The organism is Pseudarthrobacter sp. Pseusp20, from assembly GCF_059492155.1.
Genome location: NZ_CP168521.1, coordinates 2,282,233 through 2,306,005 on the forward strand (window position 1 = coordinate 2,282,233; position 23,773 = coordinate 2,306,005).

Here is a 23,773-nt window from a genome sequence, read left to right on the forward strand (position 1 = left end):
GGCTGCCTCCTTCGGTTACCGGTGTTGCTGGATGTAGTAGAGCTGCTCGGCGTCAATCCACACTTCGTATCCGTCGAGTTTGTCGATGAGGATGCGTGAGTCGACGCCTTCGGGTGCGAGCCACAGCATTCGGGAGTCGGGGGTGGCATCTTCGATGCGCGCGGTTCTGACGTATGTGCCGTTTCGGCGGATTTCCACTGTTGCTGTTGTCGGGAGATGGAACCAGTCATCGAGCCGGTAGGACTGTGGCGGGTGGGGGGTGAAGGTTCTGCGTTCGATCGGGAAGGACCCGGCCGCAGCATGGGCTGTTGGTGCGTTCATCACGGTTCCTCAGGTGGCGGCGGGCAGGGGTGGGGTCAGGTGCCACCGACCGCCGGGGAGCTGGCCGGTGGCACCTGAGAGGGGTTGGCGGGTCGAGCAGGCTTGCTGTGGTTCAGGCGACGGGTTGCGTGTCCGCGACCGGGACGGATGCCTGGTCCTTTTTAGCCGTGGTGAGGAGCCCCGCGGTGTATTCGGAGAGCCACCCAAGGCAGGCGCCGACGATTAAGGCCAGACAGGTGCCGGCCACGTCGAAGGTGGCGCCAAAGTAGGCGGCGCATCCGGCAAACGCTCCGGGGATGAAGCCCAGGAGGCTCCAGCGGGCCTGGACGCACATGGCGAACGCTGCGACGGCGACGGAGATGCCGAGCGCGCCGGGGATGGGGAGGTTCGCCGCTCCCCAGACGATGATGGCGCCCCAGAGGACTCCGGAGAGGTTGGCAGGGATCGTTTTGAGGAGTGCGGCGCGTTTTCCGCCGGCTGCGAAGAAGCATGCCCAGGAGAGGAATCCGACCCAGGTTATAAGGCCCAAGGGTGTGCTGAATTGGGTCCAGAGCCCGGCGAGGATGCCGGCGGTGATTCCGATGATGACGAGGGGCTTCATGGGTAGTTCCTTAGGGTCAAAATGGCGTCATTGTCTTTTTGAAAAGGAAAGCTGAGGGAGTGTGAATGTGCAGGCTTCGCTGAAGTGCGCAGAACGCGGAGCGGGTGTTAGCTCTTTCGGGTGCGGGTGAATCTGGCGGTACGGCCCCGGCAAGGACGCCGGGGCCGTACTACGTGGGGAGTGTTTTAGAGGTGGGTCAGGGCGAGGTCGGCGGGGTCCGCGTTGTCGGGAGTCGCAGGCGTGGGTTCCACCGGTGCGCGGTGAAACTCGCCGTTCTTCATCACTGCGGTGATCTTGTTGATGTCCTGCAGGATGGTGATGTCTTCGAGCGGGTTGCCGTCGACGAGGATCATGTCGGCGTAGAAGCCGGGCAGGACCTTGCCGAGTTCGTTGGGCTTTTCGAAGAGTTCCCCGCCGAGGGCGGTGGCAGCGATGATGGCTTCCATTTCGGTGTAGCCGAAGAGCTTCACGAAGTGGTCCAGGTCCCGGGCGTACGTTCCGCGGGGCGTCCAGGCGAAGCCGTAGTCTCCGCCGGGCAGCACGCGGATGCCGCGGCGGCGCATCTCCTGCATTGCCTTGACGGCGATGTCGAGTTCGCGGGCGTAGCCGGCCTGTTCGGCCGCCTCGTGGGAGTAGCCGAACGCTTCGGCGTCTTGGAGCGTTGCGACCAGCCAGTTGATGGCAGGGGCGACGAAGACGCGGTCCTTGGCGGCCTCGAGGAGGTCCATGCCTTCGTCATCAATGTAGGAGGCGTGGTAGATCATGTCGACGCCGGTTTTCAGGGAAATGAGCACAGAGTCGCGGCTGCGGGCGTGGGTGCAGACGCGCACGTGCCGGCGGTGCGCCTCGTCGACGGCGACCTGGAGTTCTTCTTCGGTGATGTAGGTGTCGGTGGCTGCCTTGGTGCCGGTGATTTCCTCACCGGAGATGCTGAGTTTGATCTGGTCCACGCCCAGTCCGATGGTTTCACGAACCACTTTGCGCATTTCCTCCACGCCGTCGGCGATCTGGGTGATGCCGGGCACGAGGTCCCCTGCGGTGGTCGCGATTTCCTGGCCGTTGGCCAGGTAGCGGGGGCCTGGGATCCGGCCGGCGTTGATGGCGTCGCGTACGACGACATCGAGCCGCTTCTTGGCGCTGGCCGCGCCGAAGCACATGGTGTACCCGTAGTCGATGTAGTACTTGGCTGACTCGACGGTGTGCAGCAGGTGTTCCTCGACGTTCATGGTTTCGAGGCTGTTGAGGTCCCCATCGTTCCAGGTGAAGTGGGTGTGTGCGTCGCACAGGCCCGACATCAGGGTCTGGCCGCGGCCGTCGATGACCCGGGCGCCTTCGCGGGGCAGGTTGCCCGTGCCGGGACGGACGTCGGTGATGCGCTCATCGATGACGAGCACTTCGCCGAGGAAGGGCTGGGCGCCGGTGCTGTCGAGGATGTTGACGTTGGTGAAGAGGGTTTTCGACATGACTTCGTTGTCCTTATCTTGAGATGGAGACGGTGGTGCGGTTGTTAGGGGGCTTTGCGGATCTGCATGGTGATGGTCTGCTGTCGGCGCGACTGGCAGCCGGGGCTGGGGCTGCTGCAGGCGCACGTCTTCTTCGTCTCCGGTTTGAGCGTGGAGTCGGTGAGGAAGTCCAGGACCGCGGCGGTGACGAAGTCCGGCGCCTCGGGGACGGTCCAGTGGCCGGTGCCCGGGGCGACCAGGAGTTCGGCCTGGCCCAGCTCCGCGGCGATGGCCTCGTTGGCGGCCGGGGTGCTGACTTTGTCTTCGCTGCCGGTGAGCAGCAGGACTTTGGACTGGATCCTGGCCAGGTCCGGGTTGGTGGCGGCCGCGAGGGCTTCGCAGGCCTGGGCGTAGGCTTTCGGGTCCTGGCCCAGGAGCAGTTCGCGGACGAAGGGGCGCACCAGCGGGTTCGCCAGTGCTGCGTGGTCGGCGGTGGCGGCGTTGGCGACGGTGTCAGCGACCGCGGCCATGCCCTTTTCGCGGACGAGGGCCGCGCGTGCCCGGGTGGCGTCCTTGGCCGCCTGGGCCTGTTCCCGGACCGGGCCGAGCAGGACTATTTCCCGGACCAGGTCAGGGCGGGTTGAGGCCAGCTGCTGGGCGATGAGGGTTCCCATCGAGTGGGCGACGAGGTGGGCGCGGCCTGAGGTGGTCTGGGTTTCGATGACCAGGGCCAGTTCAGCGGTCAGGGATCCCAGGCTCAGTTCGTCTTCGCGGGGCGAGCGTCCGTGCCCGGCAAAGTCGTAGCGGGTGACGCGGAACCGTTCGGCCAGTGAGGCGACGAGGGGTTCGTAGAAGCTGGTGGTGCCGCCCAATCCGTGGACCAGGACAACATCATCGCCGGTGCCTGTGGTTTCGACGAACAGGTGTTTCGTTCCGACTGCTGTCAGTCCTGCGGGGATGGTCGCGGTGCTCATCGGCCTTCTCCGATCCGGTTCCGCAGCGTGCCGAGCTTGCTGATGGTGATCTCCACGACGTCTCCGCTGGTCAGGAACCGCGGCGGAGTGAAGCCGATGCCGACGCCGACCGGGGTGCCGGTCGCGATGATGTCCCCAGGCTGGAGCGTGATGCCGGCGCTGATCGTTTCGATGATGGTGGGGATGTCGAAGATCAGGTCTGCTGTCGTGGCCTTCTGGCGGGTTTCACCGTTGACGGTGCAGAGCAGGTCCAGGGGACCGTCGCCGACTTCATCGCGGGTTACGGCCCAGGGGCCCATGGGGCAGTGGGTGTCGAGGCTCTTGCCCAGGAACCACTGCTTGTGGTCTTTCTGCAGGTCACGGGCGGTAACGTCGTTGATGATCGTGTAACCCCAGACGTGGTCCAGCGCATCCGCCTTGCTGATGCCCCGGCCGCCCGCGCCGATAATGACACCGAGCTCGGCTTCGTAGTCCAGTTCGGAGGTGACGCCGGTGTGCGGGTCAACGTCGGCGTTGGTGCCAATGACGGTAGAAGGTGCTTTGGTGAACACCACCGGGTATTCCGGTTGCGCGGTGGCGCTGGCGGTGGCGTCATAGCCGGAGTTGGCGAACTCTTTGGCGTGTTCGACGTAGTTGCGGCCCACGCAGAAGATGTTGCGGCGGGGGAGCGGGATCGGGGCCAGCAGCTCAATCTCGGTCGCGGGGATTGCTTCGCCGGTCACGGCGGCGAGCTGGGCCGCGGCGCTGTCCCAACTGTCGATGAGCGAAAGCAGGTCCTGCCCGCCCGGTACTGCAGTCACCGTAGAGGCGTCCTCGTTGAGGACGCCGGTCCGCTGGGTGCCGTTGTGGCGGAAAGTAACGAGTTTCAAAGTGATTCCCCTTCGAATCGATTATCGATAATTGATGGGTCGACTCTACACGATCGTGACTGGCATCACAAACGATTATCGATAATTTTTTATTGGGTGGGGTGCGGGCCCTTCCGGGGGAGGAGGAAGGGGCCTATTCCTGGGGGAGGATGGAGTACTCGTGCTGGTGTTCGATGACGAGCTTGGTGCAGAGGTCCGGTGTGCCGCTCTCGAAGGCTTCCAGGATCGGGACGTGGGCTTCGGCCGCTGTGTGCAGGTCGACGTGGCCGCGCACGACGGTGGCCATGGTGCGGGCCTCGACATACAGGGAATCCCAGATCTCCAGCATCAGCCGGTTCCCGGTCGCAACCACAACAGCCCGGTGGAAGTCGGTACTGTACTTGGCGATGCCGTGGGCATCGTTCGTCGCCGCGGCCTCACGCATGCCGGCCAGGGCCTCCCGCAGCGGGGTCGGGTCGGCATGCAGTGCCGGATATGCGGCGGCGGCGGCGGTTCCCTCCAGCGCGAGGCGGACGAAGTAGACTTCGGCGAGGTCATCCTGGGAGGCGGACCGGACGAAGGTTCCGCGGCGGGGGATGTTTTCGACCAGCCGCGTGGAGGACAGCTCCCGCAGGGCCTCGCGGACCGGCGCTTGGCTGACGCCGAATTCTTTGGCGAGCTGGAGCTCCACGAGGCGCATACCGGGAGGGTAGGTGCCGTCAACGACCCTGTCCACGATGGTGCGCTTGACCTTTTCCGAGAGGCTCTCGTTCTCAAATGCTGCTGATACCGCCATTTCCCCAGTCTTTCATGATGCTCTCGTGGCGCCCGTCCGTTCAGGCCGTTTCGGGGCATGTTCTGGATCTCGCGGTGCGGGCTTGGGGTCCCTGAAGGCCAGGCTGGGGACAATGGCCAGCGCTGCCAGGGCCGCGGCGAGGAGAAAGGCGCCAGCATATCCGGAACCGGGGCCGTTGGTGCCGTTCAAGGCATTGAGGGCAGCAGCGGCGGCGGCTACGCCGACCGCCATGCCGATCTGCCGGGCCATATTCACGATTGTCGAACCGTCGGCCAGCTCCGGACCGTGCAGTCCGGTGACGGTAGCCGTCTGCAGCGGGACGATGGTTGTGCCGAAACCCGCACCCGCAACCAGAATCGCGGCTGCCGTCAGCCACCCCGGCGTTGCCTGGCCCGCCAGTGACAGGGCACCCGCTCCCGCTGCCATGAGACCCAACCCTGCAGCCAGCGGCGCACGCGGGCCCGTGCGCCGGGTAAGGCGCGTGGTGACCGGGGTGGCCAGCAGGATGCCGACGGCATGCAGGGCTGTCATGAATCCGCTGTCCAGCGGGGACATCCCGCTGTGGCCCTGGAGATACAGCGGGAGCAGGAACAGTAGCGCCCCATAGGACAGGGCGGTCAGGAGGAAGGCGAGGTTGCTGCTCCAGATCTCCCGCTTGACGAGCAGCCGGACATTGAGCAGGGGATCTTCGCGGCGGAGCTGCCGCACGGCGAATCCGGCCAGGAGCAGCACTGCGGTGGCGATGGCGATCAGGGGCAGAGCGGCGGGGTATCCGTTCTCGGCTTCGGTAAGACCCAGCACCAAAAGCACAAGGCCGGCCGAGACAAGTACAAGGCCAACGCCGTCGAACCGGGCACCGGGGGTGGCCGGCCGCTGCGCCGGCAAACGCAGGCCGGTCAGAATGGCGGCGAGGGCGATGGGCACGTTAAGCCAGAAGACGCACCGCCAGCCGATGTCCTGCACAAACCACCCACCGATCAGCGGGCCCAGGACCGGGGCGAGGGCCGCCGGCACCGAAATGAGCGCGGAGGCCTTCGCCCGCTGGTCGGAGGGGAACGCGGCGAAAAGCATGGCCATGCCGATCGGGAGGATCAAACCTCCGCCCAGACCCTGTAGAGCCCGGAACGCGATGAGGACCGGCAGGGACCATGCCAAGGCAGTGAGGGCCGAGGCCATCCCGAAGATTCCCAGCGCGATCAGGAATGCCCGGCCCTGGCCCATACGGCGGCTGATCCAGCCACTCATCGGCAGTGACACCGCGATCGCCAAAAGATAGGAGGTGATCACCCACTGGACCGGCCCGGGGCCGGCGTCAAACTCCTCCTGAAGGGTAGGCACCGCGATATTGACCACGGTGGTATCCAGCAGGTCCATGACGACAGCCAGGGTCACGGCCACGGCCGTCAGCCGGGAAATGCTTCTTTCAGACATGAGCTCGGCGTTCCTTTCGGATCGGGATCCGCATTGTCGGACGTTGATCCGCCGCAGGCGTCCGACCGTTTCGATGTGTGGTCAGTTATTCGGGATCGGATTTTGTGGTCTGCACAGTGCCGTGCGGGTGTTCCGGTGGTGAATAGATCGAGTAGAGCTAAGGGGGACAGCGCCGACGGCTGTGACGTTGTGCCAGGTTCCGGCCGGAACAAAGATCGCATCGCCGTCCCGAGCGTCCCATTCATTGATCAGGTTCCCGGCTGCCGGACCCATCTGGACCTTGCCCTGTCCGCTCTCCACCCGCAGGAACTGGTCCACGTCCTGGTGCACTTCCAGTCCGATGTCGTCCGCCGGGGCAATGGCCATGACGGTGAGCTGTAGCCGGCCGCCCGTCCAGATTGTCCTTCGGTAGTCATCGTTGGCCTCCGTAGCACTCTCGATGTCCAGGACATAAGGCGCGGGACCATGGTCGGTGAGCGTGGGATCGATCTCTTCTTTAGTCACAAATCAATTATCCATTATCGATAATGTAGTATCTAGGTTGGTAAGGCTTATCTAAGGGAAGTAAGCAACAAATGACAGTGACAGCGGGGGAGTCCACCGTGAAGGATCCGGACTCCTCTTCCGGCGGCCCCCCTGGTTGCCACGCCCTTGCGCGTCCGCGTCCGCGACCACATCGCGGCCAGGATCGTGGACGGGACCTATGTCCCGGGCCAGCGCCTGACAGAACTGGAGATAGCCCGGAGCCTGGGCACCAGCCAGACACCTGCGCGGGAGGCGCTGCGGGACCTTGCGGGCATGGGCTTTGTAGAGTCCGAACCCAACAAGGGCTGCCGCGTTCGGGAACTGGACAGCGAGGACCTGCGACAGGCCCACCCCGTCCGGGCCGCCCTCGAGGAAATCGCCGGACATTCCGCTGCACGTCATCTGAAGGGCAAGACAACGGACTTGGCCAGCGCGCTGGATGGAATGCGGGCCGCACAGGAAAACGGCGATCTCATCGGGCTGTGCTTCCACAGCACACGCTTCCATCGCCACATCGTTGAAAGCGCCGGCAACGATGCACTCACCCGGGCCTGGAACGCCCTGGGAATCGAAATGCTCACCCTCGTAGGCGCCGCCCACGACCAGGTGGGCTTCCCCAACTCGGTGGAAGAACACGCCGCAATCATGGCAGCCCTCGAAGCGGGTCAAGCCGCCGCGGCGGCCCGCCTATTGAAAAACCATGCCTGGTCATACGTCACCAGGGATCCGGGTTCCACCGGCGCCCTGTGCACCACCCCGTAACTGACCAATTTGCCTTCGCGGCCCGAACCCATAGGACATCAGCATGAGCACCTCGCAGACAGTACTGATCATCGGCGGAACCTCCGGCATAGGTCGCGACACCGCGAAACTGCTGGCATCACGCGGTGACGCGGTAATCGTTGCCGGCCGCACGCAATCCCGCGCGCAGGCCACGGCCCGGGACATTGGCGGCGGCGCCGTCGGCCTCGAGATTGACCTCACTGACATGGACAGCATCCGGGCAGCCGCTGCGGCAACAGGCCCCATCGACCACATGGTCCTCTCCGCCGCCGCCCTGGACTATGCCCCCTTCCGGGAACTTGCCATCGACGACGCCCGGAACGTCTTCGAAGCAAAATTCTGGGGTTACTACCGCGCCGTCCAGGTCTTCGGGCCGTTGCTGCCGGACACCGGCAGCATCACTTTCTTCTCCGGCGTCGCCGCCGACCGCCCCGCGCCCGGCACGGTCGCCGTGACAGCAGTGAATGCCGCCGTCGAAGGCCTCACCCGCTCTCTCGCCGTCGAACTAGCTCCCGTGCGGGTTAACGCCGTCAGCCCGGGCATGACCGACACCGAGGGCTGGTCCCACCTCCCCGACGACCAAAAGGCAGCAGCTTTTGAACAGCAGGCCATATCCTTGCCGACCGGCCGCATCGGACGTCCTGAGGATCTCGCCTCTACAGTCCTGCACCTGATCGATAACGGCTTCACGACCGGAACAATCCACCACGTTGACGGCGGAGCCCGCCTTGTCTGAGCAGCACCTCAGGGATCCGGACCAGCCCCGCCGGAAGGGCAGCGTGCTTGTTGCCGGGGCCGGGGGAGTGATCGGACGGCATGCCGCCGATGAGTATGCACGTCAGGGCTGGCAGGTTCGCGGCATCAGCCGGCGCCCCGTCCAGGGCGCCGGCTGGGACCACTTGTCGGTAGATCTCAGCGATCCCGCAGCCTCCGCTTCAGGTCTGGCTGAGGCCGAAGACACAACGCATCTGGTCTTCGGCGCTTACGCCGAGCGCCCGACGTCCCGGGAACTTTCAGAGACCAACGTCGGATTGCTGCGCAATACCCTTGATGGCCTTTACAGCGCCGGTGCCCCACTGCGTCACGTCACCCTGTATCAGGGCGGAAAGCCCTACGGGGCGCATCTGGGTTACTTCAACACACCGGCCAAGGAGCGGGACCCGCGCCTCGTGCAGCCGAACTTTTACTACGACCAGGAGGACCTGCTGCGTCAAACCGCAGCGGAGCGCGGCTTTGACCTGACCATCCTGCGTCCCGAAGGGGTAGTCGGCTACGCTGTCGGCAACCCAATGAACCTGCTGATGGTAATCGCCGTCTACGCCAGCATCTGTCGTGAACTGGGCCAGCCGCTACGATTTCCCGGCACGATTGCCGCCTTTGACGCCCTCTATCAGGTCACCGATGCAGGGCTGCTTGCCCGGGCCACAGTATGGGCGGGCTCGGATCCACAGGCCGCCGGCGAAGTCTTCAACATCACCAACGGTGACCAGTTCCGTTGGCGCCAGCTGTGGCCGGCCTTCGCCCGTCACCTCTGCATGGATTACGCCGAACCCCAGCCGGTGCCCCTGGCTGAGGCGATGCCTCAGCTCAAAAACGTCTGGGAGCGGCTGGTGGCCCGGCACTCGTTGGTCCCGACTCCGTATGAAGACCTGGTCGGATGGGAATTCGGCGACTTCCTGCTGCGGTCCGGGTTCGACAACGTCTCCTCCACCATTAAGGCCCGGCAGGCCGGCTTCACCGACTGCCTCGACAGCGAAGACCGGTTCCTGGAACTCTTCCGTGAACTTGAGGCCGATCGGATCATTCCGCCCGTTGTGCTAAGCAGCCAGTCATCAGAAAGGTACGTGCCCTGATGGGAAATGCGCGGGAATGGTCCTGGGCCGCCAGACTGATCGTTCTCGCGGTCGCCGCAGCTACAGCGGTCAGCGTTATTTACCTGCCACAGGCCATGCTGACGGTGCTGGCGGCTCGTTTTGGCGTGGCCCCGGCAGCGGCCGGTGTCATCGCGACCAGCGTTCAGGCCGGTTACGCCATCGGCATATTCCTGCTGGTTCCCCTCGCTGACCGCGTTCAGCCCCGGCGGCAGGTCACGATTCAGGCGGTTCTCCTTGCCGCGGCCCTTGCGGTAACGGCGGTGCTGCCCGAGATTGTGGGAGTCACATTGGGATTCCTGGCAGTGGGCCTGGTGGCAAACATTGCCCAGATCCTCATCCCGGCCGCGAGCCGGTTAGCCCCCAAAGGGAAGGAGGGCGCTGCCTTGGCAACAGTGGCCGGCGCCCTGCTGATCGGAATTTTTGGCGGCCGGATCATCGCAAGCCTGCTCGTCCAGACCATCGGATGGCGGTGGGTCGTCTTGTCTTTCGCCGCCCTGGTCCTGGCCGTGCTGCCGTTCCTGCGCACTGCCCTGGCCACAGAGCTCGAGCTGCACTCCGCCGGCGGCAATTACCGGCACCTGCTGGCCTCGACCCTTCAGCTGAGCCGGCGGAGCCCTGAACTGATCCAGTCTGCGCTGATGCAGTTCTTCGTGTTCGCCACCTTCAACTCCCTGTGGACGGTCACGGTGCTGCACCTCACCGGACCTGGCTTCGGCTGGAGCGTCCTCTCGGCCGGCCTTTTCGGGGCCGTCGGACTTGCCGCCGGAATCGCTACCCCATTCAGCGGTCGCTTCGTTGACCGTTTCGGGCCCCTTCCGGTCGGTCTCGTGTTCTTGCTGGTCCTGCTCCTGGGCGTGCTGTCGGTGATCATAGATCCCTCGTCGGCCGTCCTGTTTGGTGCGAGCATGTTCGTCATCACCTGGGCCAACCAGACAATCCTCTCCGCTAACCAGGCCCGGACCCTGGCGGCGAACCCGTTCCAATCAGCCCAGGCCAACACGGTCTTCATGTTCGCAGTGTTCCTGGGCGGCTCAGCCGGAGCCTTTACGGGCACGGTCGCCTTCAGCGCCGGAGGGATGCCCCTCGTCGGCGTGCAGGCTGGCGCCTTCGTTCTCATAGCCCTCGTTATCTGGTTCGCGTCCGCAACGCACCAGAAACGCACCACACCAAACCCTGGCAAGAAAAGGATCACAGCATGACCACCGCAGGAAGCATCCAGCTGAATACCGGAGCGAGCATCCCACCGGTCGGATACGGATGCTGGCAGACCGCCCGCGCCGATATTGCCGCCGCCGCGCGCGCCGGATACCGCGCCTTTGACACCGCAACCTTCTACGCGAACGAACAGGCCGTAGGTCAGGGCATCCGCGACGCAGGGCTAACCCCCGAAGACGTCTTCCTCACCACCAAGGTATGGCGCGCCGACATGGGCTACGCTCAAACCCTGAAAGCGTTCGACACCTCACGCCGCCTGCTCGATGCCGACGTCATCGACCTCTATCTCATCCACTGGCCCCAGCCCGACTCCCGACTGGTCGCCGAAACCTGGCGGGCCATGGAAAAGCTCCTGGAACGCGGAACCGTCCGCTCCATCGGTGTTTCAAACTTCGAAGCCGCCGATCTTGACCTCCTGGCCCAGCACTCGGACGTCACCCCTGCGGTAAACCAGATCGAACTAAACCCTCTACGGCAGCGCAAGAGCCTGGTTGCGGAAAATACCGCACGCGGCATCGTCACGACAGCCTGGTCACCGCTGGGTCAGGGCGGTCCCGTCCTGCAAAACAAGACACTGCTTCATCTGGCCGAAGACCATGACGTCAGCGTCGCCCAGATCGTCCTTCTCTGGATGCTCCAAAAGCGGATCGTGACAATCCCGCGTTCAACCAATCCCGCACGCATCGTCCAGAACCTCGACTTGAACGGCTTCACCCTAAACACGGCCGAGATGGAAGCCATCGACGCGCTCTCCGACTGACCCCGACACCTCAAGGACATCTCATGCCTACCGTTGGTCATTCCGACCTGACCATCTTTCCGATCGCCCTGGGCGGAAACACCTTCGGGTGGACCTCCAATGAAACAGAGTCCCGCGCTGTCCTGGACGCCTTCACTGAGCAGGGCGGAAACTTCGTCGACACAGCAGACAGCTACTCGGCCTGGGCCGAGGGCAACACCGGAGGGGAATCCGAGACGATCATCGGAGACTGGATGGCACGGCGCTCCAACAGGTCTCAGGTCATCATCGGAACGAAAGTCAGCCAGCACCCCGGTTTTCCAGGCCTGTCCCGGAAGAACATCGTGGCAGCCTCCGAAGCATCCCTGCGACGGCTAGGCAGCGACTACATCGACCTCTACTATGCGCACTTCGATGACGAGACCACTCCTCTGGAGGAGACCGTCGGAGCCTTCGATGATCTCGTTATTGCCGGAAAAATCCGTCACGTCGGCCTCTCAAACTACAGCGCGGACCGGATCAGGGAGTGGATCAGGATCGCTGACGAAAACGGCTATGACCGTCCCGTGGCCCTGCAGCCGCACTACAACCTGGTACACAGAACCGGCTTCGAGGGCGAACTCGCTTCACTGGCTGCTGCCAACGGGCTCGGGGTCATCCCCTACTGGTCCCTCGCTAGCGGATTCCTCACCGGCAAATACCGGACCCGTGAAGACCTCGTAGGCACACCCCGAGAACGGATGGCAGGCAGTTACTTCAGTACCGAAGGCTTGCGGGTCATCTCCGTCCTCGACGACATCGCACAGGAGAGAGGCACCACTATTGCGACAGCAGCTCTCGCATGGCTCCTCACCCGACCCAATATCGCCGCCCCAATCGCCAGCGCCCGCACCGCGGAACAGTTGCCCGACCTCATGGCAGCAGCCTCCCTGACCCTCACGGAACTGGAAATCCAACGCCTCGACGAGATGTCCTCCCTCATTCCGGCCTGATAAACAAAAGGGAGCGTTTCGCGGCCTGGTCGTGGCCCCGCCCGGCGGCTAGACGCAGGGCGGGGCAGTTTGGACTGGGAGAGCTTGAGCAGAAACCGTCACGATATCGGCCGGAAGTAGCCCTACCGAGCACTCCCTTGTCTGTTTTCAAAGGCTGATAATGCAGATTCCGTCAATTAGCCGAAAGGTGCGTGCCGGTACCCTGCGAGGTTTCCTGATGTCGTTCGATGAGCCAACGTTTGCGTCAGAATTGCGTGCAAATCCGCTTCACTGACAGCCGCTCAACTGTTCTCAGAGATCCCACACTGACAGTTCGAGGGGCAGGAAGCTGAGGGGTGAACCCGCCAAGCCATAAGTGAAATAGCCGAAGTGTGGGGTTTGACTGTAACCAGTGGGGGCTGGCCCCGCCATGCCAACTCTGGCGGTCCTGCACCTGTCTGGCAAGCAGCCTGGGACTCCACCGCAGGCGAATCAGTCCTAATCAGGCGCTATAACGTTGGGTTGAGGTGTAGCTCATCAGGGGCGCACTCCGATCTCATGAGCCTCTTGGGTTAATCGACGTTTAGAGAGCCTGCCGAACAAAGAAAGGTGTTTTGCGGCGCATTCATATGGTTTACCTATTTCATGCATTCACCAGGCACCAAGTTCCTCGAGGTCTACTGACGTGATTCATGTATCGTGCCGCATGGCACTTTCTCATCAACGCGGACGGTGTATTTGTCATAGTCGCGTTGTATCACGGCAATGCCCTGTCCCCGCTCTAGGGCGCCGGGTATGAGCACATTGACGGCACGGTTGAGCTGTTCATCCCTGCTTGCGGACTCCTTCACGATCACTTCAAGGGAAAGCGGAAGCACCGAGTTCGACATAAGGTCCGAGCCGAGAAGCGGAGCATTGGACACAATTTCTCCTTTGCTGGACGGACCACACGGCCACGGTCCATGGTTCGTTGAAGTGTGATTTCCTGCTATGCCGCGGCGAGTTCCTCGACGGTGGCCTTTTCGCGGGCCTCGGTCAGGTAGCGGGCGTAGGCGGGGAGGGTGAGGAAGGAAGGGAACTCACGGCTGAGGGTGACTTCCTCGAAGATGTCCCGGGCGTCCTCGAAGCGGTCGCCGTCGAAGCGCTCCAGCCGGGCGAATTCCTCGTCCAGGAGTTCCTCCACCCATTCGTGGCTGATGATCTCGCCGTGGTCCGTGATGGCCCGGGCGTAGATCCACTGCCACAGCTGGGACCGGGAGATCTCGGCGGTGGCGGCGTCCTCCATCAGGTTGTGGATGGCTACGCCGCCGTTGCCGCGCAGCCAGGACTCGATGTAGCGGATGCCCACTTCGATGTTGTTCCGAATGCCCTGCTCGGTGATGGTGCCGGTGGTGGCAGCGACGTTGATCAGGGCGCGGTCATCGGGGGTGACGTCCTCGCGGAGCCGGTCCAGCTGGTTGGGCTTGCTGCCGAGGACGCCGTCGAACACTTCGCGGCAGACGGGCACCAGGTCGGGGTGGGCCACCCAGGAGCCGTCGAACCCGTCGTTGGCCTCGCGGGTCTTGTCCGCACGGACCTTTTCGAGGGCGTTGGCGTTGGCTTCGGGGTCCTTGCGGTTGGGAACGGCTGCGGCCATGCCGCCGATGGCCATGGCACCGCGCTTGTGGCAGGCCCGGACCAGCTGTTCGGTGTAGGCGCGCATGAACGGCTGCGTCATGGTGACCTGGCCGCGGTCCGGGAGGACGAAGCGGGGGCCGCGGGTGCGGAAGTTCTTGATCAGGGAGAAGATGTAGTCCCAGCGGCCGGCGTTCAGGCCCGAGGCGTGGTCGCGGAGTTCGTAGAGGATCTCCTCCATTTCGAACGCTGCGGTGATGGTTTCGATCAGCACGGTGGCGCGGATGGTGCCCTGCGGGATGCCGAGCAGGTCCTGGGCCAGGATGAAGATGTCGTTCCACAGCCGGGCTTCGAGGTGGTTCTCGATCTTGGGCAGGTAGAAGTAGGGGCCCTTGCCCTGGGCGAGGAGGCGGCGGGCGTTGTGGAAGAAGAACAGGCCAAAGTCCACGATGCCGCCGGCGATGGGCTGGCCGTCGATGAGCATGTGCTTTTCCGGCAGGTGCCAGCCGCGGGGGCGGACCACAATGGTGGGCAGGTCGCCGTCCGCCTTCAGCTTGTATTCCTTGCCTTCTTCGGTGGTGAAGTCGATCCGGCGTTCCAGGGCGTCGGTGAGGTTCAGCTGGCCCTTGATGACGTTCCGCCAGGTGGGGGTGGAGGAGTCTTCCATGTCAGCAAGCCAGACCTTGGCGCCGGAGTTCAGGGCGTTGATGGTCATCTTCTTGTCCACCGGGCCGGTGATCTCCACACGGCGGTCCTCCAGGCCGGGCGCCGGGGGAGCGACGCGCCAGGACGGGTCGTTGCGGATGTGCTCGGTCTCGCGCAGGAACCGCGGATCCTGCCACGCCGCTATCGCGGCCCGGCGTGCGGGACGGGCCGCAAGCAGCTCCTGCCTACGCTGAGCAGTAGCCCGGTGCAGCTCGGCCAGAAACCTCAGGGCCTCCGGCGTCAGCACCTCGTCCTGCCGGCGCACGGGTTGACCGGTGCAGATGATGCCACTCATCGTGAGGCTGTCAGTAAAGCTGTTCATCTTATTCTCCTGGGCAGGGGCCAATCGGGGAGCAGTAAGTGTCGTATTTAGTGGAACTGACCCTCTTCGTCCGTCCAACGGCGGATTTATAGGAGCATCGTCAAGGGGTTTTCCACGCGCGATTTGAAGGCGTTCATCCATTGCGCCGCTACGGCCCCATCGATGACTCTGTGATCTGCTGAAAGGGTGCAGGTCATAATGTTGGCGATGACCAGTTCCCCATCATTGACTACGGCTCGGGGTTCCGCCGCCCCCACGGCGAGGATTGCTGACTGCGGCGGGTTGAGGATCGCCGAGAACTGCTTGGTACCAAACATGCCGAGGTTGGTGATCGAAAAGCTCCCGCCCGCCAGTTCATCTTGGCGGATCTTGCCGGCCTTGGCCCGTTCGACGAAATCACCAATGGTGGTGCTGATGCTGATGAGGGGCTGCGATTCCACAGCCCTTACGACCGGCGTCAGCAGGCCGCCGTCCACTGCGATGGCAACGGAAATATCTGCGGTAGCGTATTGCAGTTGGGCGTCCTCCGTCCAACTGACATTTGCCTCCGGGACATCGTGTAGGGCAAGGCCGGCCGCCTTGACGACGAGGTCGTTGACGGTGATGCGCCGTGTGGCGGCGGTGTTGATCTGCTGCCGCAGTGCCAGGAGAGCATCCATCTTGACGTCAGCGGTGAGATAGAAGTGGGGGACGGTGCTCTTCGACTCGGTGAGACGCCGGGCTATGGTTCGACGCATCCTGGTGTGGGGGACAGATACGGGTCCTGCTCCTGGGCGGGGTTGCTCTGCTGCGGCATGCTGCGGTGCGGCGTCGGGGGTCACAGTGCTCGTGGGGGAAGCTGTGGTTCCCGCGCCCTCATCAACTGTTGGGGATGTCTTGGATTGAACCGCTTTTTCGACGTCGCGTCGTATGATTCGACCATTCGGACCTGTTCCGGCGATGGAGGCTACATCGAGGTCGTTGTCCTTTGCAACGCGCCGGGCAAGAGGCGAAGCAAAGATGCGCCCGTGGACGTTGCCGGTGTTGACAGGGGGAGGAGTGACATCTCGCTCTTGAGTTATGGGGCTTTCTACAATGGGTGTGTTGGTTTCTGTCGCTTCAGCGGGGGTCGTTTCGCTTGGGACTTGCGGGGCAGTACCGGAGGGGCTATCAGTGCTGTCGGTCGGGTTCTGGACGCTCTCCAGGAGCGCAGCAACTTCTGCGTCGGTGTCCCCGCTAGCCCTAATAATGAGGATTGGTGCACCAACGTCGACGTTGGTTCCTTCTTCCACGAGCAGCCGGGCGACAATTCCTTCGGACTCGGCTTCGATTTCGACGGTGGCTTTTTCAGTTTCCACTTCTGCTATCGATTCGCCGACGGAAACTTTATCGCCTTCGCGTTTCAGCCAAGTGGACAGCGCCGCCTCCGTGGCGTTCGCCATGACTTCTGGCATATTCATCAATGCGGGCATTATTTTCTCCAGTGATTTCTTGGGGCTCTGCTTAGAGGCTCTGGTCTTTTTTGATGGTCTTCAGGGCTGCAGCTATTTCGGGTCGTCCGGCGAAGGCCGCCCGTTCCAGAACTTTTGAGATGCTGGGGGAGGCTTCTCCGCCTGAGACCCGCTGGATCGGGTAGTCCAAGTAGTCAAAGTACCGTCGTTGGATTTCGTCGCTGAGCCAGCCGCCATACGACGTCCCCCGGGTGCCCTGCTCGACAATAAGGATGTTGTTCGTCTTTTTAATACTGGCCGCAATGGTGTCCCAGTCGATGCTTGCCTTGTCGAGCCAGCGGAGATCGACGACCTCCGCGTCCGTTCCGGTGTCACCGACGGCATCAAGGGTGGGGTGGACCATCGCACCGTAGGTCAGGATAGTCAAGGCTTTACCGGTCCGACGGATGGCGGCCTTGCCGAAGGGGATTTGGAAGTCGAAGTCTTGGACCGGTACTGTCCCGGTGCTGGTGTAGAGGTCAACGTGTTCGATGATCACCACTGGATCGTTGATTGCCAAAGCGGCGTTCATAAGCCCGACGTAGTCGAAGGGCGTGGAGGGGGCTACTATTCGCCATCCGGCAGATGTAGCGAAGATGCCGGCCGGGTCCATGGAGTGTTGTGAACCGTAGCCGGTTCCCATGGCCACTTTAGAGCGAAGGACGAGGGGCATTTCACCTCTGCCGCCGAACATGTGCCTTTCCTTGGCGATTTGATTGAAGAGTTGGTCGCCGGCGACCCACATGAAGTCGGCGTACATGAATTCAATGACTGGCTTGAATCGGCCGTCCATAGCAATGCCACCTGCCAGGCCGGCAAACGCGTTTTCGCTGATAGGTGTCCCCAAAACCCGTTCAGGGTGTGCTTCTTTGAGTCCGCGGGTTGCGCCATTGGTTCCACCCTTGAGGCGGTGGACGTCTTCGCCTATGACCACGATCGACTTGTCGGCGTCCATACGCGCCTGCATGACATCGGCTACCGCATCAATGAACTTGCCCTTCGCGAGCTCACCGGTGAAGGAGGACTCTTCCTCCGTCCTGGCAGATTCCAGTTCTGAAAGATCGCTCCGGATCCCGATATCGACGAAGGATGCGTCAGGCCATAGAGCTGGTCGGATGCGTCGCTTTCCGATCTTGCCGTCCGGGTCCTGTTCGGTTAGTTCCGCTACAGCCAAGGTGCAGGCTTGTTTGATGTTGTCTGTCATTTGGGTAATGACTGCATCATCGAGATATCCGAGCTTTTTCATTTCCTTCGTCATGCGCACGATGGGATCGCGTTTACGCCATGCGTTCTCCTCGTCCTTGGTGCGGTAGCCGAAGGCACTGCCAGAGAAAGGGCCGTTCTGGTGGAAGTAGCGGTAGACCTCGGCCTCAATGAGGGTAGGACCTCCACCTGAGCGCATGTGCTCAGTGGCCTGTTCCATCGCAAGGTGCACAGCCAGGGGATCCATACCGTCTACACGCCAGGAACGGATTCCGAAACCTGGGCCTCGTCCGGAGAGACGAGATTCGGCTGTTACTTCCTTAACATGCGTGGACACGGCATAGAGGTTGTTTTCGATAAAGAAGCAAAGGGGCAACTTCCAGGCCGCTGCAAGGTTCATGGTTTCCAGGACGGAACCTATATTGGTTGCCCCGTCACCGAAGTAGGAAACGGTAATGTCGGTCCCTGCGTCGGATGTAGGGGAATGCTTTTGCGCCCAGGCGTTACCGGCCGCGAGTGGGACACCTCCGCCGACAATGGCGTTCGTGCCAAGCGCCCCCGCTTCCATCCACTGCAGGTGCATGGATCCGCCTCGTCCATGGCTGAAACCCTGGTCAAGGCCGAGAATTTCTGCCAAGGTCCGCTGAAGATATGCCTGGACCTCTGCGCTTACCGGGTCCACCGGATCCATGGTGCCACCGGTGGTGCGCGCCAGATAAGCAAGCCCTTTGGCGAGGAACTGGTGGTGGCCGCGGTGAGAACCGTTGACGCCATCGCCGGGGCGCAGCATCACTGCAGAGCCTACAGCGCCACCTTCCTGCCCAATGCTTGAGTGTGCGGGGCCATGGACAAGTCCTTCGGCAGCCAGCTCCAGCACAGATTCTTCAAAAGATCGGATGATCTGCATTTGTACGAGCATCGTTTTCAGCAAGGACGGATCAGCTTTTTTCCAGTCCTGGGCCGTGGTGGCCAACTCGAGCCATTCCACATCAGGGGTCAGGGGTTTGCTGCGTGACATTGATTTCTCCACGGGTATGAAAGTCCTCGGACGGCATGACTTAGCGCACAAGACGAGGATTTTGCGCCCGTGACCTCCGTTTGCCCGCTTGCAAACACCAGCTAACGGGTAGGTCTAGAAGCGGAGTACCGAATGGGTCCGTCGGCGGGCGGCATTCTGTGTTCCTCATCCTTGAGGGCCCTAATACGTGCCTCATTGGACGATAATCAATACTCGCATGGACCAAGGATTATAGTCAACATATGGAATTAAATTCATTTGGTGAAAGTTGAGGTTTAGGGACTTGTCTTGGACGAATGGCAGGTTCGCTCCATCACGCGCTAGCAGACGCGGCTGGGCACAGGGCAGCGCGAGCGTCGGAACTTCCCCAGCCGAAGCGAGAATTGCACACCCACCGACGACAGCGTCACCAAGGCCTTAACGGGAATCCTCCGCGGCGAACTCGTCGTTGTCGATGACCTCGGGCTCCTCCCAATGGCACCGACGCCGCCAAAGGACTCAGGAGAGTCGTGGACGCCGCCTACTAGAAACAACGCTCAGCCGCGATCTCCTCGAATCTCCACGAGGCCAACTTCGACGGACTCATGCCCCGGCCACGGAAATCGTGGTCCGGCCCCTGCACCACGCATGCCAGACCAGCGGCGACTTTGTCGTCCTTTGAACCGCGCCCTGCCTACAGGAGCCGGGTCGAATCACACGGAATTTCCCTCAGCAGCAGTGACGAGTTCATCGGAAGACGATCCACCTGACAAGATCGACGAAGGAACAGGAGAGCGGGCAGATCCTGCTCGCCAAGCTCTTTAGACGCAAAGAACGGCTCCGTTAGCCGGGACCATTGGCGATTTGTTGGTGCCTAGTCCTCAACGTTCAGCTCCAAGCCGCAGAATCGAGGGGATTGACTGCGTGGTCATAGGCTTTCCGACGGCCGGCGTCGTTTTGGTACTTCGATCGCTTCCAAGACCAGGGGTGAGCCTGGAAGGTCTATATAGGCAAAGCCTCCGTCCAGGTCCACCCCGTATCCCCGGCCCGACTGGATGACGTCAAGACCAGCGTTTTCGAATTCTTCGATTGACTTTTCGATCGATGGTACGAAGAAGCCTAGGTGATGAAGCCCGTATCCATGTTCGGCGATCCAGTCGTGGTAAATACTCGGCCCTCGCAACGGTTGAATAAGCTCCACCTGGGGAGAGCTGCCACCGAGTGCCAAACGGAACTTGAACTCTCCTGGCTTGCCGCGGTACGTCGGAGTGGCAATGTTGTCCTGGCTGTAGGTGTAGATACGCCAGTCAGATATGCCCAGGCCAGTCCACAGTTCGAGGGAGCTATCCAGGTCTTCAACTAAAAGGGCCACTTGGTCCACCCCATGGCCGAGTGCCTTTACGAGACCTTGGATAAGGTTTTCATTGATTGCCATCGTGCTGTAATCCTTACTTCCGGTCCGAATACAGGATGAGCCGTTTCAGCTCAGTTGGCCGCCTATGTCCTTCGTGCAAATTTCCTTGTTGGTGTCCTAACGACGTTTGGGGGGGTGTGCCTCCTTATTTAATAGCTCCCATTGCGAGGCCGCGCACTAGCTGCTTCTGTGCGAACCAACCGGCGATGACCACCGGGAGGACGGCCACCGTTGAAGCTGCGGAAAGTACGGATAGGAATAGTCCCCGTCCGTCAACGAAGCTCGACAGGAACGGGGGTGCAGTTCGGGCCATCGAGGACGTCAGCAGGTTCGCCAAGAAGTATTCGTTCCAAGCGAAAATGAAGCAGATGAGGCCTGCCGCAGCCACACCAGGTAGGACGACTGGCAGCACAATCCTAAATAGCTCTGTACGTAGGTTGGCGCCATCAATTTGCCCAGCCTCGACGATCTCGATTGGCACCTCTGAGAAGAAGGAGCGCATCATCCAGACCGCGATCGGAAGATTGACACCCACGTAGAGCACACTTAGGGCCGTGATGTTGTCAAGCAGGTCGAGTGACTGCAGGATCAGGTATACGGGGATGATGGATGCCGCGACGGGCATGAATCTTGTCGAAATGAAGAAGAGAAGAGCGTCGCGTACTTTGACCACTGGACGGATGCTCAGGGCGTAGGCCGCAGGGATAGCCAGCATTAGCACTATCACGGTCGATACCAGCGAGGCGCTGAACGAGTTGATCAAATATGGTGCCATTTCGCTGGAGAATACGGCCTGGAAGTTCTCCATCGTCCAGTCAGCAAAGAAGGTAGGCGGGCTTGTCGCGGCTTGGGTCTCTGGTTTGAAGGACGTGAGAATCATCCAGAGGACGGGGAAGAAGAAGAGCATCACAAAGCACCAGGTCATAAGAGTTACGGCCGACCCCCGAATGCGCTTCTTGGCGCGGCCGGACTGTGCAACGACGCGAGTGGTGCGTGCATTGGTCGAAGTGACGGAGGATATCATTTCGTTCCTTCCGTGAAGATCTTAAACAGCGTGCGAAGGGCGACACTTGCTATGAGGAGGGTGATTGTGACCGTGACAACCCCGTACGCGGCGGCCTCACCGACTTCGAGGCCGACGAATGCACGCTCGTAAATTAGATACGCAAGGGTTTTTGTTCCGCCAGTACCACGCGTCATGATGGCGATTGGGTCGAAGACCTGCACAAGTTGGATCGACCCCAGCAGTACAGCGATTTCGATGTACTGCCGGAGGTGCGGGAGGGTAACGAAGGCAAAGGTCCGGAAGGGTCCGGCCCCATCGACAGCTGACGCCTCGAGCACCTCTTTCGACTGAGACTGCAGCCCGGCAAGGATGATCAGCATGAAGAATGGCGTGTACTGCCAGGCGAGCACCATGATGACCGTAACGACTGGGATATCGGTGTTCCATGCTACGGGCGGGATGCCTGCCAGCCCGGTGAACCAGTTGACTATGCCGGTGCTTGCTTCAAGCATGGACCACTTCCAGATCAATGCTGCAGCGGCAGGCATGATAAGAAACGGCGTGATAAGGAGTGTACGAGCTAAGGCTCGACCTCGGAAGGGGCGATCGAGCAACACAGCGAGCACCAGACCGAAGAAGCATGAGAGCAATACAGCAGCCGCCGTGATAAGGGCTGTGTTGAACAACGAAGATAAAAACACGCCGTTAGAGAAAACGGTCACATAATTCGCGAAGCCCGCAAAGCCTTGCTGAGTGGGTTTCAGCAGATTCCAGGACTGGAACGAGTAGTAGATCGTAAACAGGAAAGGGAGCTGGGTGAGAACGATCGACACCGTGAGGGCTGGCCAGAGCAGTGCCCGAGCAAGTCCGATACCTCTCCTACTGGTAGCACGAGGGGTTTTAACTACGATCTTGTCGTCATCGGGGCCCTCAGAGGGAGGATCGGCGAGCGGGATAGTAAGGGAAGTCATTGGTCTCGTCTTCGAGGGTTTTGGAGAGGGTCCCGAATGCTTCGGGACCCTCTCGCACGATTGCTATTTGTGGGCGTCGCCCGCGGCTTGGGCGATTTTCTCCGAGTTCGCCAAGAATGTGTCAACATCAGTCTTGCCGGATATAACGTCGGCGAACCCTTGGGAGATTTGGTTGCCTATGTCTTGGAACTCCGGAATACCGACGTATTGCACGCCGACCCAGTTCTGGGGCTCAGTTCCGGGTTGCAGCGTGTTGACGTTGAGCATTACTTCTTTCGTCAGCGGGGCGAAGGAACCTGCGGCTTTGAGGTACTCAGGGATGGAGTAGGTTGATTCCCGGGTTCCAGGAGGAGCCTGGGTCCAGCCGATTTTTTCACCCACCAGCTTCACGTACTCCTTTGAAGTCGCCCATGAGATGAAGTCCCATGCAGCATCCTGCTTTTTTGAAGTTGCGGGGATAGCGAGATTCCACGACCAGAACCAGCCAGACTCGGCGGTCTTTTTGGTGGGTGCGTGTACGTAGCCCACCTTGCCGGCTATTTTTGAAGTAGCTGGGTCTTCAACGACTCCACCGGCCGACGTTGAGTCGTACCACATTGCCGCTTTTCCTTGCGTGAAAAGATTGAGAGACTCTGCGAAACCATACGAGACCGGGTCCGGCTGTCCAGCCGACTTCAGCAGATTGACGTAAAACTTCGTCGCTTCGGTGAACGCTGGAGAGGTGAGCTTGGCATTCCAGTCTTTATCGAACCACTGACCGCCGAAGGTGTTGACTACCGTGTTTAGGGGCGCCAGGGACTCGCCCCATCCTGGTTTGCCTCGGAGGATAATTCCCGAAACGCCCTTGGCGGGGTCGTTCAGAGTGGCGGCGAGGCTGGCAACCTGGTCCCAGGTGGGGTGTGCAGGCATAGTCAAGCCAGCAGCTTCGAAGAGGTCCTTTCGATACATCAGGAAGGAAGACTCGCTGTAGAACGGGGCTGAGTACATTTTCCCTTCGTATGAGCTGCCATCCCGTACCGGCTGGAAGATGTCGTTGACGTCGTAGCCGTCGGTCTTTTCTGCGCGGGCGCCAATGTCAGAGAGCCAACCGTTCGCGGCCCAGATTGGAGTCTCGTAGGCTCCGATCGTGACGACGTCATACTGGCCTCCCTTCGTGGCGACGTCTTTGGTGACGGCGTCACGAAGATCGCTCTCCTCGAGGAAAGTGAATTTCACCTTGATACCCGGGTGGGACTTTTCAAATTCCGGAGCAAGCTTCTCCATGTCTTTCATCTGGGAGAAGCTTGGCGTGGCGAGATTAAGGGTGACGTCGCCAGTCGTTCCGCCGCTGCCTCCGGCGCCGGTGCAGGCCGTAAGTAATGCGGCGGTAAACACCGCTGAGAGGCTGCTAGCGGCGATTTTTGTGAAGCGTAGGTTCTTCATTGAATCCTCTCTACGTGCAGGGCAGGCGCCCTCGTGCTGTCACGATACTGGGAAAAGACTGTAATAACAATCACTATTTTGAAGCTCTTTCATAATATGAAATACGACTGCCTGCGAAGCAAGGAATTTG

Annotated in this window: 22 protein-coding genes; 6 read left to right on the top strand and 16 right to left on the bottom strand. The window is 61.5% G+C overall.

The window, feature by feature from the left end:
* Window positions 1–15 precede the first annotated feature (15 nt).
* The 8 genes from ACEN9K_RS10530 to ACEN9K_RS10565 form a co-directional block, all read right to left on the bottom strand.
* Window positions 16–321 (bottom strand): ribosome maturation factor RimM, encoded by a 306-nt coding sequence (locus ACEN9K_RS10530; protein WP_018770794.1) that lies wholly within the window; start codon window positions 319–321, stop codon window positions 16–18.
* A 112-nt stretch (window positions 322–433) separates the two neighbouring features.
* Window positions 434–922, bottom strand: a complete 489-nt coding sequence (locus ACEN9K_RS10535; RefSeq protein WP_018770795.1) for a DUF1097 domain-containing protein — start codon at window positions 920–922, stop codon at window positions 434–436.
* A 185-nt stretch (window positions 923–1,107) separates the two neighbouring features.
* Window positions 1,108–2,385, bottom strand: a complete 1,278-nt coding sequence (locus ACEN9K_RS10540) for a metal-dependent hydrolase family protein (RefSeq protein WP_018770796.1) — start codon at window positions 2,383–2,385, stop codon at window positions 1,108–1,110.
* Between the two features lie 44 nt (window positions 2,386–2,429).
* Complete coding sequence (locus tag ACEN9K_RS10545; RefSeq protein WP_018770797.1) at window positions 2,430–3,338, bottom strand: alpha/beta fold hydrolase; 909 nt, start codon at window positions 3,336–3,338, stop codon at window positions 2,430–2,432.
* Window positions 3,335–4,207: a fumarylacetoacetate hydrolase family protein gene (locus ACEN9K_RS10550; protein ID WP_018770798.1), complete on the bottom strand. Its 873-nt coding sequence runs from the start codon at window positions 4,205–4,207 to the stop codon at window positions 3,335–3,337. Before ACEN9K_RS10550 ends, ACEN9K_RS10545 begins: the two co-directional genes overlap by 4 nt.
* A gap of 133 nt (window positions 4,208–4,340) precedes the next feature.
* Window positions 4,341–4,982 carry a GntR family transcriptional regulator gene (locus ACEN9K_RS10555; RefSeq protein ID WP_018770799.1) on the bottom strand — a complete coding sequence of 214 codons (642 nt, stop codon included), beginning with the start codon at window positions 4,980–4,982 and terminating at the stop codon, window positions 4,341–4,343.
* Window positions 4,983–4,994: 12 nt separating this feature from the next.
* The gene (locus tag ACEN9K_RS10560) at window positions 4,995–6,413 is read right to left on the bottom strand and encodes a DHA2 family efflux MFS transporter permease subunit (protein ID WP_018770800.1); all 1,419 of its coding nucleotides are present in this window, start codon (window positions 6,411–6,413) and stop codon (window positions 4,995–4,997) included.
* Between the two features lie 81 nt (window positions 6,414–6,494).
* Window positions 6,495–6,917 carry a cupin domain-containing protein gene (locus tag ACEN9K_RS10565; protein ID WP_495634379.1) on the bottom strand — a complete coding sequence of 141 codons (423 nt, stop codon included), beginning with the start codon at window positions 6,915–6,917 and terminating at the stop codon, window positions 6,495–6,497.
* Window positions 6,918–7,064: 147 nt separating this feature from the next.
* Between ACEN9K_RS10565 and ACEN9K_RS10570 the strand changes: the two genes are divergently transcribed.
* The 6 genes from ACEN9K_RS10570 to ACEN9K_RS10595 are packed head-to-tail and all read left to right on the top strand — an operon-like array spanning window position 7,065 to window position 12,541.
* Entirely contained in the window at window positions 7,065–7,700 is a 636-nt protein-coding gene (locus ACEN9K_RS10570; RefSeq protein WP_018770801.1) for a GntR family transcriptional regulator, read from the top strand.
* Window positions 7,701–7,743: 43 nt separating this feature from the next.
* A complete protein-coding gene (locus ACEN9K_RS10575; protein ID WP_018770802.1) occupies window positions 7,744–8,457 on the top strand; it encodes an SDR family oxidoreductase in 714 nt (237 codons plus the stop codon).
* A gap of 43 nt (window positions 8,458–8,500) precedes the next feature.
* Complete coding sequence (locus tag ACEN9K_RS10580) at window positions 8,501–9,574, top strand: SDR family oxidoreductase (protein WP_224084423.1); 1,074 nt, start codon at window positions 8,501–8,503, stop codon at window positions 9,572–9,574.
* Window positions 9,574–10,794 carry an MFS transporter gene (locus tag ACEN9K_RS10585; protein WP_018770804.1) on the top strand — a complete coding sequence of 407 codons (1,221 nt, stop codon included), beginning with the start codon at window positions 9,574–9,576 and terminating at the stop codon, window positions 10,792–10,794. Before ACEN9K_RS10580 ends, ACEN9K_RS10585 begins: the two co-directional genes overlap by 1 nt.
* Window positions 10,791–11,570, top strand: coding sequence for an aldo/keto reductase (locus ACEN9K_RS10590; protein ID WP_018770805.1), 780 nt, complete (start codon window positions 10,791–10,793; stop codon window positions 11,568–11,570). Before ACEN9K_RS10585 ends, ACEN9K_RS10590 begins: the two co-directional genes overlap by 4 nt.
* Before the next feature lie 23 nt (window positions 11,571–11,593).
* Window positions 11,594–12,541, top strand: coding sequence for an aldo/keto reductase (locus tag ACEN9K_RS10595; protein WP_018770806.1), 948 nt, complete (start codon window positions 11,594–11,596; stop codon window positions 12,539–12,541).
* 656 nt (window positions 12,542–13,197) lie between these two features.
* Here the strand turns inward: ACEN9K_RS10595 and ACEN9K_RS10600 are convergent.
* From ACEN9K_RS10600 to ACEN9K_RS10635, 8 genes are all read right to left on the bottom strand, one after another.
* Window positions 13,198–13,443, bottom strand: a complete 246-nt coding sequence (locus ACEN9K_RS10600; RefSeq protein ID WP_018770807.1) for a hypothetical protein — start codon at window positions 13,441–13,443, stop codon at window positions 13,198–13,200.
* 65 nt (window positions 13,444–13,508) lie between these two features.
* Window positions 13,509–15,161: a malate synthase A gene (gene aceB, locus ACEN9K_RS10605; RefSeq protein ID WP_224084424.1), complete on the bottom strand. Its 1,653-nt coding sequence runs from the start codon at window positions 15,159–15,161 to the stop codon at window positions 13,509–13,511.
* 86 nt (window positions 15,162–15,247) lie between these two features.
* Window positions 15,248–16,612: a pyruvate dehydrogenase complex dihydrolipoamide acetyltransferase gene (locus ACEN9K_RS10610; RefSeq protein WP_043425410.1), complete on the bottom strand. Its 1,365-nt coding sequence runs from the start codon at window positions 16,610–16,612 to the stop codon at window positions 15,248–15,250.
* Between the two features lie 31 nt (window positions 16,613–16,643).
* A complete protein-coding gene (locus ACEN9K_RS10615; RefSeq protein ID WP_495634380.1) occupies window positions 16,644–18,851 on the bottom strand; it encodes an alpha-ketoacid dehydrogenase subunit alpha/beta in 2,208 nt (735 codons plus the stop codon).
* A 907-nt stretch (window positions 18,852–19,758) separates the two neighbouring features.
* A complete protein-coding gene (locus tag ACEN9K_RS10620; protein ID WP_018771253.1) occupies window positions 19,759–20,265 on the bottom strand; it encodes a VOC family protein in 507 nt (168 codons plus the stop codon).
* Between the two features lie 124 nt (window positions 20,266–20,389).
* Entirely contained in the window at window positions 20,390–21,268 is an 879-nt protein-coding gene (locus ACEN9K_RS10625) for a carbohydrate ABC transporter permease (protein ID WP_018771254.1), read from the bottom strand.
* Window positions 21,265–22,221 carry a carbohydrate ABC transporter permease gene (locus ACEN9K_RS10630; RefSeq protein WP_081620244.1) on the bottom strand — a complete coding sequence of 319 codons (957 nt, stop codon included), beginning with the start codon at window positions 22,219–22,221 and terminating at the stop codon, window positions 21,265–21,267. Before ACEN9K_RS10630 ends, ACEN9K_RS10625 begins: the two co-directional genes overlap by 4 nt.
* Window positions 22,222–22,284: 63 nt before the next feature.
* Window positions 22,285–23,643 (bottom strand): ABC transporter substrate-binding protein, encoded by a 1,359-nt coding sequence (locus ACEN9K_RS10635; RefSeq protein ID WP_018771256.1) that lies wholly within the window; start codon window positions 23,641–23,643, stop codon window positions 22,285–22,287.
* Window positions 23,644–23,773 lie beyond the last annotated feature (130 nt).

Coding starts and splice junctions, on each gene's coding strand:
- ACEN9K_RS10530 (WP_018770794.1), bottom strand. CDS start 321: ATGAACGCACCAACAGCCCATGCTGCGGCCGGGTCCTTCCCGATCGAA.
- ACEN9K_RS10535 (WP_018770795.1), bottom strand. CDS start 922: ATGAAGCCCCTCGTCATCATCGGAATCACCGCCGGCATCCTCGCCGGG.
- ACEN9K_RS10540 (WP_018770796.1), bottom strand. CDS start 2,385: ATGTCGAAAACCCTCTTCACCAACGTCAACATCCTCGACAGCACCGGC.
- ACEN9K_RS10545 (WP_018770797.1), bottom strand. CDS start 3,338: ATGAGCACCGCGACCATCCCCGCAGGACTGACAGCAGTCGGAACGAAA.
- ACEN9K_RS10555 (WP_018770799.1), bottom strand. CDS start 4,982: ATGGCGGTATCAGCAGCATTTGAGAACGAGAGCCTCTCGGAAAAGGTC.
- ACEN9K_RS10560 (WP_018770800.1), bottom strand. CDS start 6,413: ATGTCTGAAAGAAGCATTTCCCGGCTGACGGCCGTGGCCGTGACCCTG.
- ACEN9K_RS10575 (WP_018770802.1), top strand. CDS start 7,744: ATGAGCACCTCGCAGACAGTACTGATCATCGGCGGAACCTCCGGCATA.
- ACEN9K_RS10585 (WP_018770804.1), top strand. CDS start 9,574: ATGGGAAATGCGCGGGAATGGTCCTGGGCCGCCAGACTGATCGTTCTC.
- ACEN9K_RS10590 (WP_018770805.1), top strand. CDS start 10,791: ATGACCACCGCAGGAAGCATCCAGCTGAATACCGGAGCGAGCATCCCA.
- ACEN9K_RS10595 (WP_018770806.1), top strand. CDS start 11,594: ATGCCTACCGTTGGTCATTCCGACCTGACCATCTTTCCGATCGCCCTG.
- aceB (WP_224084424.1), bottom strand. CDS start 15,161: ATGAACAGCTTTACTGACAGCCTCACGATGAGTGGCATCATCTGCACC.
- ACEN9K_RS10610 (WP_043425410.1), bottom strand. CDS start 16,612: ATGCCCGCATTGATGAATATGCCAGAAGTCATGGCGAACGCCACGGAG.
- ACEN9K_RS10615 (WP_495634380.1), bottom strand. CDS start 18,851: ATGTCACGCAGCAAACCCCTGACCCCTGATGTGGAATGGCTCGAGTTG.
- ACEN9K_RS10620 (WP_018771253.1), bottom strand. CDS start 20,265: ATGGCAATCAATGAAAACCTTATCCAAGGTCTCGTAAAGGCACTCGGC.
- ACEN9K_RS10625 (WP_018771254.1), bottom strand. CDS start 21,268: ATGATATCCTCCGTCACTTCGACCAATGCACGCACCACTCGCGTCGTT.
- ACEN9K_RS10630 (WP_081620244.1), bottom strand. CDS start 22,221: ATGACTTCCCTTACTATCCCGCTCGCCGATCCTCCCTCTGAGGGCCCC.
- ACEN9K_RS10635 (WP_018771256.1), bottom strand. CDS start 23,643: ATGAAGAACCTACGCTTCACAAAAATCGCCGCTAGCAGCCTCTCAGCG.